Raw genomic sequence first — 14463 nt, 5'->3', positions numbered from 1 at the left:
GACTCATGCGCCTATTGTCCCGCGACTGCCGAGACCCGCCCTGGGCTCATCGTTTATGAGCAGCCATCCAGCCTTCCAGGTAATGGATGCTGGTGCCACCCTCGATGAACTTGGCGTCCGCCATCAGCTCGCGGTGCAGCGGGATGTTGGTCTGGATGCCTTCGACCACCGTCTCGCTCAGCGCGATGCGCATGCGGGCCAGGGCCTGCTCGCGTGTGTCGCCGTGGACGATGATCTTGCCGATCATGGAGTCGTAGTTGGGCGGCACGAAGTAGTTCGTGTAGGCATGCGAGTCCACGCGCACGCCGGGGCCGCCGGGGGCGTGCCACATCGTGATGCGACCAGGCGACGGCACGAACTTGACCGGGTCTTCCGCGTTGATGCGGCACTCGATGGCATGGCCGCGCATCTCGATCTGGCGCTGCGTGAACGGCAGCTTCTCGCCGGCGGCGATCTTGATCTGCTGCTGCACGATGTCGATGCCGGTGACCATCTCCGTGACCGGATGCTCCACCTGCACGCGCGTGTTCATCTCGATAAAGAAGAACTCGCCGTTTTCGTAGAGGAATTCGAAGGTGCCGGCGCCGCGGTAGCCCATCTTCTTGCAGGCGGCCGCGCAGCGGTCACCCACCTTCTCGATGTTGCGACGCGGGATGCCGGGCGCCGGCGCTTCCTCGATGATCTTCTGGTGGCGGCGCTGCATGGAGCAGTCGCGTTCGCCCAGCCAGACGGCGTTCTTGAAGGTGTCGGCGAGGATCTGGATCTCCACATGGCGCGGGTTCTCGAGGAACTTCTCCATGTAGACCTCGGGGTTGCCGAAGGCGGCACCCGCTTCGGCGCGCGTCGTCTGCACCGCGTGCACCAGGGCCGCTTCGGTGTGCACGACACGCATGCCGCGCCCGCCGCCGCCGCCGGCCGCCTTGATGATGACCGGGTAGCCCACCGAGCGGGYGATCTTGATGATCTCCTTGGGGTCCTCGGGCAGGGCGCCCTCGGAGCCGGGCACGCAGGGCACGCCGGCGCGGATCATGGCCTGCTTGGCCGAGACCTTGTCGCCCATCATGCGGATGGACTCGGGCGTCGGGCCGATGAAGGTGAAGCCGCTGCGCTCGACGCGCTCGGCAAAGTCGGCGTTCTCGCTCAGGAAGCCGTAGCCGGGGTGGATGGCCTCGGCGTCGGTCACCTCGGCCGTCGCGATGATGGCCGGCATGCTGAGGTAGCTCTGGGCCGAGGGTGCGGGGCCGATGCAGACGGCCTCGTCGGCCAGGCGCACATATTTGGCGTCGCGGTCGGCCTCGGAGTAGACGACGACGGACTTGATGCCGAGTTCTCGGCACGCTCGTTGAATGCGCAGAGCGATCTCTCCGCGATTCGCAATAAGAACCTTCTTAAACATCGAGTGGCCTCACTCGATCACGAACAGCGGTTGTCCGAACTCGACGGCCTGGCCGTTCTCGCACATCACCTTGGTGATCGTGCCGGTCTTGTCGGCCTCGATCTCGTTCATGATCTTCATTGCCTCGATGATGCAGATGGCCTCGCCTTCCTTGACCTGCTGGCCGACGTCGGCGAACGGCTTGGCGTTGGGGCTGGAGGCACGGTAGAAGGTGCCGACCATGGGCGACTTGACGATGTGGCCGGTTTCGACGGGCGCGGCCGGAACGGCGGCGGCCACGGGCGCGGCGACCTGGGCCGGCGCATGGGCGACCGGCGCCGGGGCGGCGGCATAGACCGGCTGCATGGCGACGGCGGCGGCCGGGTCAGCCTTGACGATGCGGACCTTGCCGTCGGCCTCGGTGATTTCCAGTTCGGAAATATTGGATTCCGAAACCAGGTCGATCAGGGTTTTGAGCTTGCGAAGGTCCATCTTGGCTCCAGGCGGTGTTGTTGTTGTGGGAGAAAGGGAAAAGGCGGCGCGAGACCGGAGGTCAGGCGCCGGCTTCCAACGATTCGAGGACGTGGCGCAGCGCGAGGCGGTAGCCGTTCGCGCCGAGGCCGCAGATGACGCCCACCGCCAGTTCACTCATATAGCTGTGATGGCGGAAGGCCTCGCGGCGGTGGATATTGGACAAATGAACTTCGATGAAGGGCAGGGCCACGGCCGCCAGCGCGTCGCGGATGGCGACGCTGGTGTGGGTGTAGGCGGCCGGATTGATGATGATGAAGTGAGTGCCGTCGGTGCGCGCGGCCTGGATGCGGTCGACCAGAGCACCTTCGTGGTTGCTCTGGAAGCTGCTCAGCGTGGCGCCGGCTTCTGAGGCGATCGCGCCGAGTTCAGCGTCGATCTGCGCCAGAGTCTGCGCGCCGTAGACCTCGGGCTCGCGGGTGCCAAGCAGGTTGAGGTTGGGGCCATGCAGGACAAGAACTTGCATCAAACACGTGGCAGCTGCCAGGCCCGAGGGTCTAGAGAGCGGCCACTAAATTGAGGAAGGGCGAACTTTACGCGTTTTGCCGCCGATTTCCCGCTGGATAGGGAAATTCTCGGGGTGGCTCAGCTTTTCGCCAGCTGGCGCAGCTCTTCGAGGCGGCTGACGCCCAGACGGCGCCAGCTGATCTCGCCAGTTTCGTCGAAGACCACCGAAAAAGGCAGGCCGCCGGCCGGATTGCCGAGCTCGCGCACCAAGCCCAGGCCTTCCGGACCGGCCAGCGCGACAGCGAAGTCCAGCGGCGTCTTCTGCAGAAAGGCCTTGACCGGGTCCAGTTGGTCCACCGCCAGCCCCAGCACCTGCCAGCCCTTGCCCTTGGCTTCTTTATAGAACTGGTTGATCTCGGGCAGTTCCTTGACGCAGGGCGGGCACCAGGTCGCCCAGAAATTGACGAGCAGGGGCTGGCCGCGCCAGCGGGCGACGTCCACCTCCTGGCCGTCCAGGCCAGGGAAGCGGCGCGCCCAGAAGGCCTGGGCGAGGGCCGAGGACTGGGGTGGGTTCAGCTTGCGCCAGGCGAAGGAGGCGCCCAGCGTGGCGGCGCCGAGGCCGGCGCTGGTCAGGAGGATGCGTCGGGTGATCGGGCTCATTCGGGGGCATCCAGCAGGTTCTGCAGCGCACCGAGGTCACCGCGCTCGGTCAGGCCGCGTGCATCGGGCTTGAGGGCGCCGCGCAGATCGTCGAAGTCCAGGATGGTCAGGCACAACGTCACTCGCTCGCCCAGGGCGGCGCAGGGCGCGTCGAGGATGAGCATGTCGACCTGCCGCCCGCGGCCCGCCGTCGTCTCTGCCACGTCGAAGTTGATGCCGCGATCCAGCAGCGCGATCTCGGCGGCCTTGCTGTCATCGCAATACAGCTGCAGATGGACGTTGGACAGACGGGTGGCCGTGCCGCGCCAGACGGCGCCGGTCAGATGGGGGCGGAACTCCGCCAGCCGCGTCATCCACTGCGCAGCCAGTTCGCGCAGGGCGCGCAGTTCGCCGGGCTGGGTGTCGGCATGGAAGATGGCGATGTGCTCGCGCACGGCATCCTCGACCTCGTCATTGCCGGGCAGGGCGGCGCGTGGCGCGCCCAGGTCACGCGCGGCGCGCTGCTTGGCGGGTCCCCAGTCCATGCCTTCGTCGACGATGAGTCGGGCGGCGACGGCGGCAATTTCCTCTGTATCGCTCATGGAAGCTGGGCGCTGTTCATGCGGCTGGTGATGATGCCGGCCCGACCCATCACATAGGCCGACCCCGGTTGGCGCTCGAAGCGCTTGGGCGCCGGCAGCATCACCGCCAGCCGCGCCGCCTCGAAGGCGCCCAGCCGGGCCGCGTCGGTGTGGAAATAGTGGCGTGCCGCGGCCTGGGCGCCGAACAGGCCCTCACCCCACTCGACACTGTTCAGATAGATCTCCAGGATGCGGCGCTTGTCCAGCAGGCCTTCCAGCATCAAGGTCAGGATCAGCTCCTGGCCCTTGCGCAGCAGCGTGCGTTCGCCCGACAGGAAGAGGTTCTTGGCCAGTTGCTGCGTGATGGTCGAGCCGCCGATGACCTTGGCGGTGGGTTTGCCGCGCGCCTCGGCGCGGGCCTGCGCCTTCTCGTTCTTCTTCCAGGCGCCCTTGAGGGCGTCCCAATCGACGCCGCCATGCTCGGCAAAGGAATCGTCCTCGCTGGCGATGACGGCGCGCTTGAGCGTGCTGGCCAGCTGGGCGTCGTCCACCCATTGCTGGCTCCAGGCGACCTGCTGCTTCTCCTTCAGCAGGCGCACCGCCTCGCTGCGCTGGAAGCTGGTCGACTGCGGCGCGACAAAGCGCATCAGCAGGATGCGGCCCGCAAACCACAGCTGCAGGCACAGCACCGCCAGCGCCAGCACGGCGACCAGGCGGCCGATGTGCCGGATCACAGCGAAGACCTCAGCGCGGTGAGCACCGGCGCGGTGTCGGGGCGCAGGCCGCGCCAGAAGAAGAAGGCCTCGGCGGCCTGCTCGATGAGCATGCCCAGGCCGTCGCGCGGTTCGGCGCCGTGGGCGGCGGCCCAGTCGAGAAAGCCCTGGGCCTTGGGGCCATACATCATGTCCAGGGCCAGGGCGCCGGGCTTGAGCACGCGGGCGTCCACGGGCGAGGCCGCGCCGGCCAGGCTGGTGCTGGTGGCATTGACGACGATGTCCTGGCCCGCGGGCGCGTCGGCCAGCGTGGCTGCCTTCAGCGGGACGCCCAGGTCGGCATGGCTGGTTACCAGGGCCAGGGCCTTGTCGAGCGAGCGGTTGACGATGGTGATGTGCGCCGGCCGGGCGGCGATCAGGCTGCCCAGCACGCCGGCCGCCGCGCCGCCGGCACCGACCAGCAGCAGCTGCAGGCCTTCGAGCGGGCGGCGGGCATTGCGCTGGATGTCGTTGACCAGGCCCGCGCCGTCGGTGTTGTCGCCCACCCAGCCGCCTTCGTCAAAGCGCAGCGCATTGACGGCGCCGGCCCGTGCGGCGCGTTCGGTGTGCTCGGTGGCCAGCGCAAAGGCGTCGAACTTGAAGGGCACCGTGATGTTGCAGCCCTTGGCGCCGGCCGCCGCAAAGGCACGCAGCGTCGCCTCGAAGCCGTCCAGCGGCGCGAGCAGGCGCTCGTAGCTCAGCGACTGGCCCATCTGCTCGGCAAACATCGCGTGGATGGCCGGCGAGCGGCTGTGCTCCACCGGGTTGCCGACGACGGCGTACTGATCCTTCATTGCGGCTGCCCTTGCAAAGTCGTTTCCAGGTTCTCGTCCCGCGTGAACTTGAAGCGCGAGGTGATGACCAGCACTTCCGCGCCACGCAGCATCTCCTTGGTGAAGTTGCCGAAGGGCGAGGCCGCCTGCACGATGGCGACGGCGCGGCGGTCCAGCGTCGGGTTGCCGCTGGAGGCGACGATCTCGGTCTCGATGACGCGGCCCTTGTGGTCGATGTGGATGTTCATCGTCAGCTCGCCGTAGAGTTTCTTGCCGCGGGATTCAGGGAAATCACGCGTGCCGCGCTCCTCGATGCGGCGGCGCAGGCCGTCGTAGTACTGCGCATAGACGACCTCGCGCGTGGCCGGGCTGACATAGCGCTTGCGCGGCCGGGCGCTTTCCTCGTTGACGCGCTTCTCGATCTCGGCGAGCTGGTCGACGAGCTGGCGGCGTTTCTCGGCCAGGGCGCGTTCGGCGGCATCGGTCTTCTCGCGGCGCGGGTCGGGCGGTGGCAGCAGCGCCAGATCGCGGCGCATCTGCGCCAGCAATTGCTGCTGCTGCTGCTGCAACTGGGCGATCTGCGAGCTCTGCGATTCGGCCGCGTTGCCAGCCTCGTTCTGGCGCGCGGGCGGCAGCGGCGACGTGGCGCGGCCAACCTCCGTATTGCCGCCGCCGGCCAGATTGGCCTGGGCCAGCGCGGCGGCCTTGACCGGCACCTCGTTGGAGCGCGTGTTGACGAGCACGACCTCCAGCGGCGTGTCCTGGAAGATGCGGTTGAAGGCCTCGGGTGCGGCGATGCGCAGGCTCAGCAGCGCGGCATGCACGCCGAGCGAAAACGCGAGCGCGATCTGCAGCGTGCTCAGCTTGCGCATCTTCAGTTCGACGCGGCCGCTTCTGCGGGTTCGGTTTCGCTGCTGCCGTCGTTCAGGTCGATGGCCAAGGTCAGCGGCGCCGCCGCGGCCTCGAGTTCCTCGTCGTCGCCTTCCGATTCGTCGGCCGCAGCCGCCTCGTCCAGGCGCTCGATCAGCGTGGCATGCACGTCCAGCGTCATTTCGTCCAGGCCGGTGATGCGCACCTTCACATGGCTGCCGCGCGGCAGGTTCTCGCAGCCCAGGGCCCTGAAGACCAGGGGCAGGTCGTCGGCGCGCACCAGGCCGTCCTTCATGACGGCGGCGGTCAGCTCGGTCGTGCCAGTCTGCTGCAGCCAGCGCAGCGTCCAGAAACGTTCGATGCCGTTCTGGAAACCGTTGTAGGCCATGTAGGCGGACTCGAAGCCCGAGATGATGGAGAAGAGCTGCGCATCCTTGGGCTTGAAGGGCGCGGCCAAGGCGGCGGTGCGGCCGTGGCGGGCGCAGGCAATGATCTGCCACTGGTTGACGAGGTCCACGTAGCGGCGCAGCGGCGACGTTGCCCAGGTGTATTGCGCCACGCCCATGCCGGCATGCGGCAGGGCCTTGACGCCCATGCGCACCTTGATGCCGGGCGCCAGGCTGGCCTGGCTGCGGTAGATGCCGGGCAGGCCCAGTTCGGCCAGCCAGCCGCCCCAGGCGGAGTTGGCCAGGATCATGGCCTCGGCCACGATGAGGTCCAGCGAGCTGCCGCGGGCGCGCACGCCGATCTCGACGGACTCGCTGCCATTGGGCGCTTCCGAGCGCTCGCCGGCGAGGCGGAAGTTGTAGTCGGGCCGGTTGAAGTTCTCGGGCTTGCCGCGCACGACCTCGCGCTGGGCCTTGAGGTGCTTGGCCAGGCGCCACGTGAAGGCCAGCTCGGGCGCGAAGGCGTAGTCGGCCGGCGCCTCGCCCGACAGCGTTGCGTCGGTGACGATGCCGTCCAGCTTGTCGTGGCGCAGGTTGGCGGCGATGTGCACGCGCTCCAGCCGGGTCTCGCGCGCCTTGATCTCGAAGCTCGCCTCGTCCATCGTGAAATAGATGGACACGGCCGGGCAGTCGCGGCCCTCGATCAGCGTGTAAGCCTGCACGACCTCGTCGGGCAGCATGGTCAGCTTCCAGCCCGGCATGTAGACGGTGGACAGGCGCTCGCGGGCGACCTTGTCGACGGCCGAATCCGGCGTGATGGCCAGGCCGGGGGCGGCGATGTGCACGCCGAAGGTGACGGTGCCCGTGCCCAGGCCCTGCACCGACAGCGCATCGTCGATCTCGGTCGTCTGCGAATCGTCGATGGAGAAGGCCTGCGCGGTGGACAGGGCCAATTCGTCCTTGATCTCCGGCGCCGAGAGCTGAGGGAAGCCCACGCCCTTGGGGAAGTTCTCGAACAGGAAGCGCTTCCAGTGGAACTGATAGGCGCTGGTGATGGCGCCGGCCTGCTGCAGCAGGTCCAGCGGCGCCTTGTGCGAGCGCTTGGCCGCGTCGACCACCGCCTTGTATTCGGGGCCGTTCTTGTCGGGCTTGAAGAGGATCTTGTAGATCTGGTCCTGGATGGGCTGGGGGCAGGCGCCCTTCACCAGCTCCTCGGCCCAGGCCTCGATCTGCAAGGCCTGCTGGCGCTTGCGCTCGATGCCCAGCAGGGCGGCCTTCACCGTCTCCTCGGGGGCCTTCTTGAACTGACCCTTGCCGGCGCGGCGGAAATAGTGGGGCGCGTCGTAGAGGCGGAACAGCGCGGCGGCCTGCTGCACGGTGCCGGCCTTGGCGTCGAAATAGTCGCGGGCCAGGTCGGCAAAGCCGAACTCGCCCTCGGGGGCGAACTCCCAGGCCAGGTCGAGGTCGATGTCGTCGGCGAGCGTGCGCGCTTCGGCCAGCAACGCAGCAGGCGCCGGCTTCTCGAACTTCAGCAGCACATTGGCGGACTTGACCTTGACCCGCTTGCCCGAGTCCAGCTCGACCTGCAGCGAGGCATCGGCCTCCGACATCACCCGGCCGGCGAGAAATTTCCCGGCGTCATCAAACAGCGCAAACATAGGGGCGCATTGTCATTGATAGTGACGGCCCGCCCGGCCGGAGTCCCCGCAGGCCATCGATATCATGCGCCGCCTTCGCCGCTGCCGATTGCCGATGACCGACCGCTTCAAGATCCTGCTGCTGCTTGGCTTTCTGTGGTTGCCGGGCCTGGCCACACCGTGGCTGGCGGAAGGGCTGGACGGCCTCGAGGCGCTGTCCGTCGTGCTGCTGTCGCTGTTCGTGCTGGCCGTGCCGCTGTGCCTGCTGCCGCGCTGGCGCAGTTATTTCCTGCTGTGGCTGCCGCTGGCGCCCCTGATCCCGGCCTATCTCTATCTTTGCCACTACTACCGCAGCGTGCCCGGGGACGTGCTGATGTCCGCCGCGCTGAACACGCGTTGGCAGGACTCGGTGCAGATGGTGGCCTCCTTTGGCTGGAAGCTGTGCTGGGTGCCGGTGCTGGGGGCGGTCTACGCTGTGATCGCACTCAGCATCGGCCGCGAGGCCCGCTGGCCGTGGCGCAGGCCGCTGCTGGCTGCGCTGCTGACCTACGCCATGGCCGGCATGCTGGGACAGCAGGTTCTGGTTCAGTGGCTGCCGTGGCCGCCGCTGTTTGATCTGCAGACGGCCAAGCTGGTGTTTCCGGTGAACCTGGCGCTGTCGGCCGAGCACAGCTGGGACAGGCAGCGACAGCTGGATACGCGGGCGAGCGTGTCGGGCCGCAGCGGCGACGACGGCCCGCTGCTGGTGGTGCTGGTGGTTGGCGAAAGCGTCAGGCGCGACCACCTGGGCCTGTACGGCTACGAGCGGCCCACCACGCCGTGGCTGATGGCGCATGCGTCCGAGTTCGCGATTTTTCGCGACGTGGCTTCGACCGCCCAATGGACCGAGGGTGCCGTGCCCCGCATCGTCACGCAGGAGTCTGCCGCGGGCGCGGCGACGCTGGTGCAGACCTTCGCCGAGGCGGGATTCCGCACCGCCTGGCTCTCGAACCAGGAGCCGTCGAAGCTGAGCCGCGAGGCGGACGTGGTGGACCATTCCGAGAACGGCCAGGACAAATACTTCCGCAAGGACATGAGCCTGCTGCCGCTGATGGTGGCCTTCAACCACCAGGCCGGGCCGCGGCAGTTCGTGGTGCTGCACATGATGGGCAGCCACTTCCACTACGACGAACGCTACACCGCGGCCTCGCATCGCTTTCGCCCGACGCTGACCGAAGCCGGTGTCAGCGGCCAGCCCGACCTGGCCCATCGAGCCGAGGCCGTCAATTCCTACGACAACACCGTCGTCGAGCTGGACCGCTTCATGGAGCGCACCATCGCTCTGCTGGAGGCCGAATCCCGGCCCGTCGTGCTGCTCTACACCTCCGACCATGGCGACAATCTTCTCGACGATGAGAGCGCCGCTTTCATGCATGCGCGCCCGACGCCCACCTGCCATGACCTCAAGGTGCCCCTGCTGGTCTGGGGCAATGCCGCCTACCGCGAGCGCCACGCCCAGCGGTTTGCGGCCGTGCAGGCCAACACCGCGCGCCGCGTCAGCCATGTGAACGTCTTCGCCTCGCTGCTGGAGCTGGGCGGCGTGGACTGGTCGGGCCGCGATGCCTCCTGGAGCTTCGCGTCCCCGGCATTCACGGAACGAGACCGCCCGCTGACCGACCTCTATGCGCGTGGCGCCAAGACCTACGAGGCGCTTTGCGCGCCCGCCGCGCCCTGACGCCCGGCCTCAGACCGTCATGCCGCCGGACACCTCGATGACCGCGCCATTGACGTAGCTGGCCTCGTCGCTCGCCAGGAAGGCGTAGACGTTGGCGATCTCCTCGGGCTTGCCCAGGCGCTTGAGCGGCACATGGGCGCGCATCTCGTCCAGCACCTTGTCGGGAATGGTGCCGAGGATGGGCGTGTCGATGAAGCCCGGGGCGACGGCATTCACGCGGATGCCCTTGGGCCCCAGCTCACGGCTCCAGGTCTTGGTGAAGCCGATGACGCCGAATTTCGCGGCCGCATAGTTGGTCTGGCCGAAATTGCCATAGATGCCGACGACCGACGAGGCATTGAGGATGACGCCCGAGCCTTGCGCCACCATGGTGTCGGCCACGGCCTGGGCGCAGTGGAAGACGCCGCGCAGGTTGACGTCGATGACGGCGTCGAACTGCAGCAGCGTCATCTTCTGCAGGCGGGCATCCTTGGTGATGCCGGCGTTGTTCACCAGCACGTCGATGCGGCCGAAGTCTTCCAGCACGGCCGCCACCATCAGGTCGACCGACACGCGGTCGGCCACGTCGACGGTGTGGCCCTGGGCCGTGGCGCCGAGCTTCTCGCAGGCCTGGACGGCGGCCTGCACGCCTTCCGGGCGCAGGTCGCAGGCGATGACCGTGGCGCCCTCGCGGGCGAATTTCAGCGCGGTGGCCAGGCCGATGCCCTGGGCCGCGCCCGTGATGATGCAGACCTTGTTCTGGAGTTTCATCGTTGGCTCTTCGTCAGGAATTCCGTCAGGGGTTGGAGATGGTCGTCGAAGTCTGTCAGACCATGGTCGCTGCCCTCCAGCACCTCGCCGTCACAGCCGGCATAACGGGCCAGCATCTCGCGCCAGTCCAGCAGCTCGTCGCCCTTGGCGATCAGCGCGTAATAGCGCAGCGGCTTCGTCAGCCGTGCCGGCGGCGTCAAGGCGGCCAGCTCGGCCACATGCTGGGCCGTGAACTCGAACTGCAGCTGCGGGTCATGCCAGGCCGTCAGTGTGCCGATGTGGCGGGCGAGATCGCGCGCCGGGTCGACGGCGGGGTTGAGCACGGCGACGCGCCAGGCGCGATGGGCGGGCTGCTCCGCGACAAAGGTGGCATAGAAACCGCCCAGCGAGCTGCCGATGACGGCGGCGCCCTCGGCCGGCCAGCCTTCAATGAGGCCGGCCACGATTTCCATGGCTTCGAGCGGGGAGGGCGGCAGCTGCGGGGCGGCGAAGACGAGACCGGGCTGCTCGGCCGCCCAGGCTGCCATGCGGCGCGCCTTGGCCGAGGCCGGCGAGGAGCGAAAGCCGTGCAAATAGAGCAGATGCGTGAGATCCATGACGGAAGTTTTGATGTGAACTTTTGTGCACCCGCGACGCGGGAGGAATCGGATTGACGCAAGTGTCGCCGCCAGCCACAGTGCCTGCCTTTCCGCAATCCCGGACCTGTCCCATGATTCCGACGCCCCGCACCGCCCTGGCCACCGCCGTCCTGCTCGCACTGGCCGCGGTCGCCCAAGCCCAGACCCCGCCCGCTGCCGCCGCCTCCGCACCCGGCAGCGCCGCCTCCGGCCCCGCCGCCGCCCGCCCGCCGGCGGATCCCACGGCGCCCAAGCCCTTCGCCGACGTCATCAAGGGCGCCAAGGAGCAGCCCGGCCTGTTCCCGATCTGGCGCAAGGACGAGAAGGTCTGGATCGAGATCCCCAAGGAAGCCTTCAACAAGCCTTTCCTGTTCAGCGTCAACGTTGCTAACGCCGTCGGCGAGCGTGGCCTCTACGCCAGCCAGATGCTGGGTGACGAGATGGCCGAGTGGCGCCGCATCGGCAACCATGTGCAGCTGATCGCGCTGAACACCAAGTTCCGCACCGCCAACCCGTCGAGCAAGATCGCCATCGAGCAGGCCTTCTCGCCCAGCCTGATCGGCGGCGTGCCGGTCGCCAGCGCCGACCATCCGGACCGCAAGTCGGTGCTGATCGACGCCAGCAACCTGCTGCTGGGCGACATCCCCGGCTATTCCACGCGCCTGGAGTTCGCCTACCGCCTGCCGTTCGCGCCCGATCGCGCCAACTCCTTCATCGAAGCCACCCGCGCCGATGCCCAGGTCTCGACGCTGACCTCGCGCGTGCACTTCGCCACGCCGCGCATCCCGGCGCCGTCGCTGGTGCCCGCACCCGTGCCCGTGCCGACGCCGCCCCAGGCCACGCCGGACCCGCGCTCGATGTTCTTCAGCTTCGTCTACAGCTTCCGTGCGCTGCCCGAAGCGCCGGCGGCCGTGCGCCATGCCGACCCGCGCCTGGGTCATTTCATGGAGAGCTACAGCGACTTCGGCGACGACCTCAAGGCCAACCCGCGCGTGCACATGATTGCCCGCTGGCGCCTGGAGAAGAAGGACCCGGCCGCGGCCCTGTCCGAGCCGGTGCAGCCCATCGTCTACTGGATGGACAAGAACATCCCGACCAAATACCGCGAGGCGGTCAAGGCCGGCATCGAGGAGTGGAACAAGGCCTTCGAGAAGATCGGCTTCAAGGACGCCGTGCAGGCCAAGCAGCAGCCCGACGACGCCGATTGGGACAATATGGACTCGACGCACGCGTCCATCCGCTGGTTCACGGGTGCCGACGTGGGCTTCGCCATCGGCCCCAGCAACAAGGACCCGCGCACCGGCGAAATCCTCGACGCCGACATCGGCATGAGCGACGTCTTCGGCCGCGGCTCGCGCCGCCTGGCGTCGGACGACGTGGTGGGCTTCCATGGTCACGACCATGCCGCCAGCAGCTGGATGGGCGAGCGCAGTCTGCGCCTGTCCGAGCAGCAGTGCAGCTACATGGCCGACCAGGCCAACGAGCTCGGCTTCGCGCTGGACCTGCTGTCCCTTCGCGACGGCATGGACATGAACGGCCCCGAGGCCGAGGCCCTGGCCCAGGCGGTCATCAAGGACGTCGTCATGCACGAGGTCGGCCACACGCTCGGTCTCAAGCACAACTTCAAATCCTCCACGACGGTCACCCAGGCCCAGCTCAAGGACAAGGCCTTCACCGAGGCCAACGGCATCTCCAACTCGGTGATGGACTACAACGCCTACAACCTGCCGCTCAAGGGCGAGGCCAAGGCCAGCCTGACGAACACGACGCTGGGCGCCTACGACTACTGGGCCATCGAGTACGCCTACAAGCCCATCGCGGTCGACCAGGAGGCGGCCGAGCTGGCCAAGATCGCGGCCCGTTCGACCGAGCCCAAGCTGGCCTATGGCGACGACTTCGACCAGGGCGTCGGCGGCCCCTACGACGGCTTCGATCCGCGCACCAACCAGCGCGATCTCGGCGACGACCCGCTGGCCTACGCCAAGAAGCGCCTGAAGCTCAGCCAGGAGCTGTGGGAGCGCGTGCAGTCGCGCCCGGCCGCCGTCGGCGACGATCCGCTGCGCAGCCGCCGCTCGATCTTCGAGTCCTTCCGCCAGCTGGGCATGACGGCCAACAACATCAGCAAGTATGTCGGCGGCATGTATGCCGAGCGCGTGGTGCCGGGTGTCACGACCGGTCCGGCCTTCAAGCCGGTCGACAACGTCCAGCAGCGTGAGGCCCTGCGCTTCATTGCGGCAGGCCTGCTGTCCAGCGACTCGTTCAAGTTCAAGCCCGAGTTCCTCGTCACCCAGACGCTGGACTACAACGAGTGGGACCGCGGCCTGCCGCTGTCCATTCCCGACAGCGTCAGCGCATTGCAGGGCCGCGTGCTGGACCGCCTGATGTCGCCCAACACCGCGCGCCGCCTCATCGAGCAGGGAGCCTACCTGCCCGAAGCCCAGCGCAAGGGGGCGGTGTCGCTGAGCGAGGTCTACGGCACGCTGCAGGGCGCGATCTTCAGCGAGCTCAAGACCGGCGCCGAGGTCGATCGCATGCGCCGCAGCCTGCAGCGCGAATACCTGCGCCGCCTGCAGGCCCAGCTGAACCGCGCGACCAACGGTGCAGCGGTCTATGCCGACGCCTTCTCGATGGCTCGCTGGCATGCCAGCCAGTTGCTCAACGAGCTGCGTGTGGCCTCGGCCAAGCCGGGCCTGTCGGTCGAGACGCGCGCGCATCTGGCCGAGACGCAGGACATGCTGAACTCGATGCTGAAGGCGTCGCTGGTGCGCAGCTGATCGGCTCCGCGTTCAATCAAAAGGCCGGCTTCATGCCGGCCTTTTTTCTTGTCTTAGCATCGTGCGCACTTCGAGGATCAGCGATGTCCACACCCGACAAACTCAATCAATTCGGCGCCAAGAACCTGCCCGGCCATCTGGGCATCGTCTTCACCCAGGCCGACCCCGCCGAGATCAAGGCGGAGCTGGTGGTGCGCGAGGAGCTGATGGCGCCCAACGGCTATCTGCATGCCGGGAGCATCGTGACGCTCGCGGACAGCTGCGCCGGTTACGGCTGCATCGCCAACCTGCCGCCGGGCGCAGTGGGTTTCACGACCATCGAGCTGAAGTCCAACCACCTCGGCACGGCGCGCGAAGGCACCATCGCCTGCGTGGCCCGGCCGGTTCACCTGGGCAAGACGACGCAGATCTGGGATGCGGTGGTGACGAACAAGGACACCGGGAAGACCATGGCCTTGTTCAGGTGTACGCAGATGGTGTTGTACGGGAAGTGAACTGGGAGAGGTTGCTTTTGCGGCTGTCCTTTCGACCCGGTGCAGTGCCGCGGGAATCCGCCCCGCGAGGGCGGGTAACTTTCTTCTGACGCGCCAGAAGAAAGTCACCAAAGAAGGAGCGCT

Annotated in this window: 14 protein-coding genes; 3 read left to right on the top strand and 11 right to left on the bottom strand. The window is 67.7% G+C overall.

Translation table 11 applies throughout. The annotated features are described in order from the left end of the window. Nucleotides 1-46: 46 nt before the first annotated feature. The 9 genes from accC to AC1DW3_RS08030 all read right to left on the bottom strand — a co-directional run bounded on the left by accC (nt 47) and on the right by AC1DW3_RS08030 (nt 8012). The gene (gene accC / locus AC1DW3_RS08070; RefSeq protein ID WP_477930306.1) at nt 47-1396 is read right to left on the bottom strand and encodes an acetyl-CoA carboxylase biotin carboxylase subunit; all 1350 of its coding nucleotides are present in this window, start codon (nt 1394-1396) and stop codon (nt 47-49) included. 9 nt (nt 1397-1405) lie between these two features. Next, nucleotides 1406-1867 carry an acetyl-CoA carboxylase biotin carboxyl carrier protein gene (gene accB / locus AC1DW3_RS08065; protein ID WP_477930304.1) on the bottom strand — a complete coding sequence of 154 codons (462 nt, stop codon included), beginning with the start codon at nt 1865-1867 and terminating at the stop codon, nt 1406-1408. Between the two features lie 61 nt (nt 1868-1928). Further along, nucleotides 1929-2375, bottom strand: coding sequence for a type II 3-dehydroquinate dehydratase (aroQ, locus tag AC1DW3_RS08060; protein WP_477930302.1), 447 nt, complete (start codon nt 2373-2375; stop codon nt 1929-1931). A gap of 116 nt (nt 2376-2491) precedes the next feature. After that, nucleotides 2492-3013 (bottom strand): TlpA disulfide reductase family protein, encoded by a 522-nt coding sequence (locus tag AC1DW3_RS08055; RefSeq protein WP_477930300.1) that lies wholly within the window; start codon nt 3011-3013, stop codon nt 2492-2494. Then, entirely contained in the window at nt 3010-3594 is a 585-nt protein-coding gene (locus AC1DW3_RS08050) for a hypothetical protein (protein WP_477930298.1), read from the bottom strand. Before AC1DW3_RS08050 ends, AC1DW3_RS08055 begins: the two co-directional genes overlap by 4 nt. After that, the gene (gene mtgA / locus AC1DW3_RS08045; RefSeq protein ID WP_477930592.1) at nt 3591-4304 is read right to left on the bottom strand and encodes a monofunctional biosynthetic peptidoglycan transglycosylase; all 714 of its coding nucleotides are present in this window, start codon (nt 4302-4304) and stop codon (nt 3591-3593) included. The genes AC1DW3_RS08050 and mtgA overlap by 4 nt, the downstream gene beginning before the upstream one ends. Beyond that, entirely contained in the window at nt 4304-5119 is an 816-nt protein-coding gene (aroE, locus tag AC1DW3_RS08040; protein WP_477930296.1) for a shikimate dehydrogenase, read from the bottom strand. The genes mtgA and aroE overlap by 1 nt, the downstream gene beginning before the upstream one ends. Further along, complete coding sequence (locus AC1DW3_RS08035; protein WP_477930294.1) at nt 5116-5970, bottom strand: energy transducer TonB; 855 nt, start codon at nt 5968-5970, stop codon at nt 5116-5118. Before AC1DW3_RS08035 ends, aroE begins: the two co-directional genes overlap by 4 nt. A gap of 2 nt (nt 5971-5972) precedes the next feature. Continuing rightward, on the bottom strand, nt 5973-8012 hold the full coding sequence (locus tag AC1DW3_RS08030; protein WP_477930293.1) for a ribonuclease catalytic domain-containing protein: 2040 nt from the start codon (nt 8010-8012) through the stop codon (nt 5973-5975). A gap of 94 nt (nt 8013-8106) precedes the next feature. Between AC1DW3_RS08030 and AC1DW3_RS08025 the strand changes: the two genes are divergently transcribed. Continuing rightward, the gene (locus AC1DW3_RS08025) at nt 8107-9705 is read left to right on the top strand and encodes a phosphoethanolamine transferase (RefSeq protein ID WP_477930291.1); all 1599 of its coding nucleotides are present in this window, start codon (nt 8107-8109) and stop codon (nt 9703-9705) included. 9 nt (nt 9706-9714) lie between these two features. On the opposite strand, the gene fabG is transcribed toward AC1DW3_RS08025, so the two are convergent. Together fabG and AC1DW3_RS08015 are read right to left on the bottom strand one after the other, a co-directional pair. After that, the gene (gene fabG, locus AC1DW3_RS08020; RefSeq protein ID WP_477930289.1) at nt 9715-10455 is read right to left on the bottom strand and encodes a 3-oxoacyl-ACP reductase FabG; all 741 of its coding nucleotides are present in this window, start codon (nt 10453-10455) and stop codon (nt 9715-9717) included. Then, nucleotides 10452-11051, bottom strand: coding sequence for a YqiA/YcfP family alpha/beta fold hydrolase (locus AC1DW3_RS08015; RefSeq protein ID WP_477930287.1), 600 nt, complete (start codon nt 11049-11051; stop codon nt 10452-10454). Before AC1DW3_RS08015 ends, fabG begins: the two co-directional genes overlap by 4 nt. Before the next feature lie 113 nt (nt 11052-11164). On the opposite strand from AC1DW3_RS08015, the gene AC1DW3_RS08010 reads away from it, so the two are divergent. Together AC1DW3_RS08010 and AC1DW3_RS08005 are read left to right on the top strand one after the other, a co-directional pair. Beyond that, on the top strand, nt 11165-13846 hold the full coding sequence (locus AC1DW3_RS08010) for a zinc-dependent metalloprotease (RefSeq protein ID WP_477930285.1): 2682 nt from the start codon (nt 11165-11167) through the stop codon (nt 13844-13846). An 83-nt stretch (nt 13847-13929) separates the two neighbouring features. After that, entirely contained in the window at nt 13930-14340 is a 411-nt protein-coding gene (locus AC1DW3_RS08005; protein WP_477930283.1) for a PaaI family thioesterase, read from the top strand. Nucleotides 14341-14463 lie beyond the last annotated feature (123 nt).

The organism is Roseateles sp. P2_H4 (genome assembly GCF_056403315.1).
Note: the sequence above shows the minus strand (reverse complement) of the source record. Positions and strands in the feature narration are given on the sequence as shown.

Coding starts and splice junctions, on each gene's coding strand:
- accB (WP_477930304.1), bottom strand. CDS start 1,867: ATGGACCTTCGCAAGCTCAAAACCCTGATCGACCTGGTTTCGGAATCC.
- AC1DW3_RS08055 (WP_477930300.1), bottom strand. CDS start 3,013: ATGAGCCCGATCACCCGACGCATCCTCCTGACCAGCGCCGGCCTCGGC.
- AC1DW3_RS08050 (WP_477930298.1), bottom strand. CDS start 3,594: ATGAGCGATACAGAGGAAATTGCCGCCGTCGCCGCCCGACTCATCGTC.
- aroE (WP_477930296.1), bottom strand. CDS start 5,119: ATGAAGGATCAGTACGCCGTCGTCGGCAACCCGGTGGAGCACAGCCGC.
- AC1DW3_RS08035 (WP_477930294.1), bottom strand. CDS start 5,970: ATGCGCAAGCTGAGCACGCTGCAGATCGCGCTCGCGTTTTCGCTCGGC.
- AC1DW3_RS08030 (WP_477930293.1), bottom strand. CDS start 8,012: ATGTTTGCGCTGTTTGATGACGCCGGGAAATTTCTCGCCGGCCGGGTG.
- AC1DW3_RS08025 (WP_477930291.1), top strand. CDS start 8,107: ATGACCGACCGCTTCAAGATCCTGCTGCTGCTTGGCTTTCTGTGGTTG.
- fabG (WP_477930289.1), bottom strand. CDS start 10,455: ATGAAACTCCAGAACAAGGTCTGCATCATCACGGGCGCGGCCCAGGGC.
- AC1DW3_RS08015 (WP_477930287.1), bottom strand. CDS start 11,051: ATGGATCTCACGCATCTGCTCTATTTGCACGGCTTTCGCTCCTCGCCG.
- AC1DW3_RS08010 (WP_477930285.1), top strand. CDS start 11,165: ATGATTCCGACGCCCCGCACCGCCCTGGCCACCGCCGTCCTGCTCGCA.
- AC1DW3_RS08005 (WP_477930283.1), top strand. CDS start 13,930: ATGTCCACACCCGACAAACTCAATCAATTCGGCGCCAAGAACCTGCCC.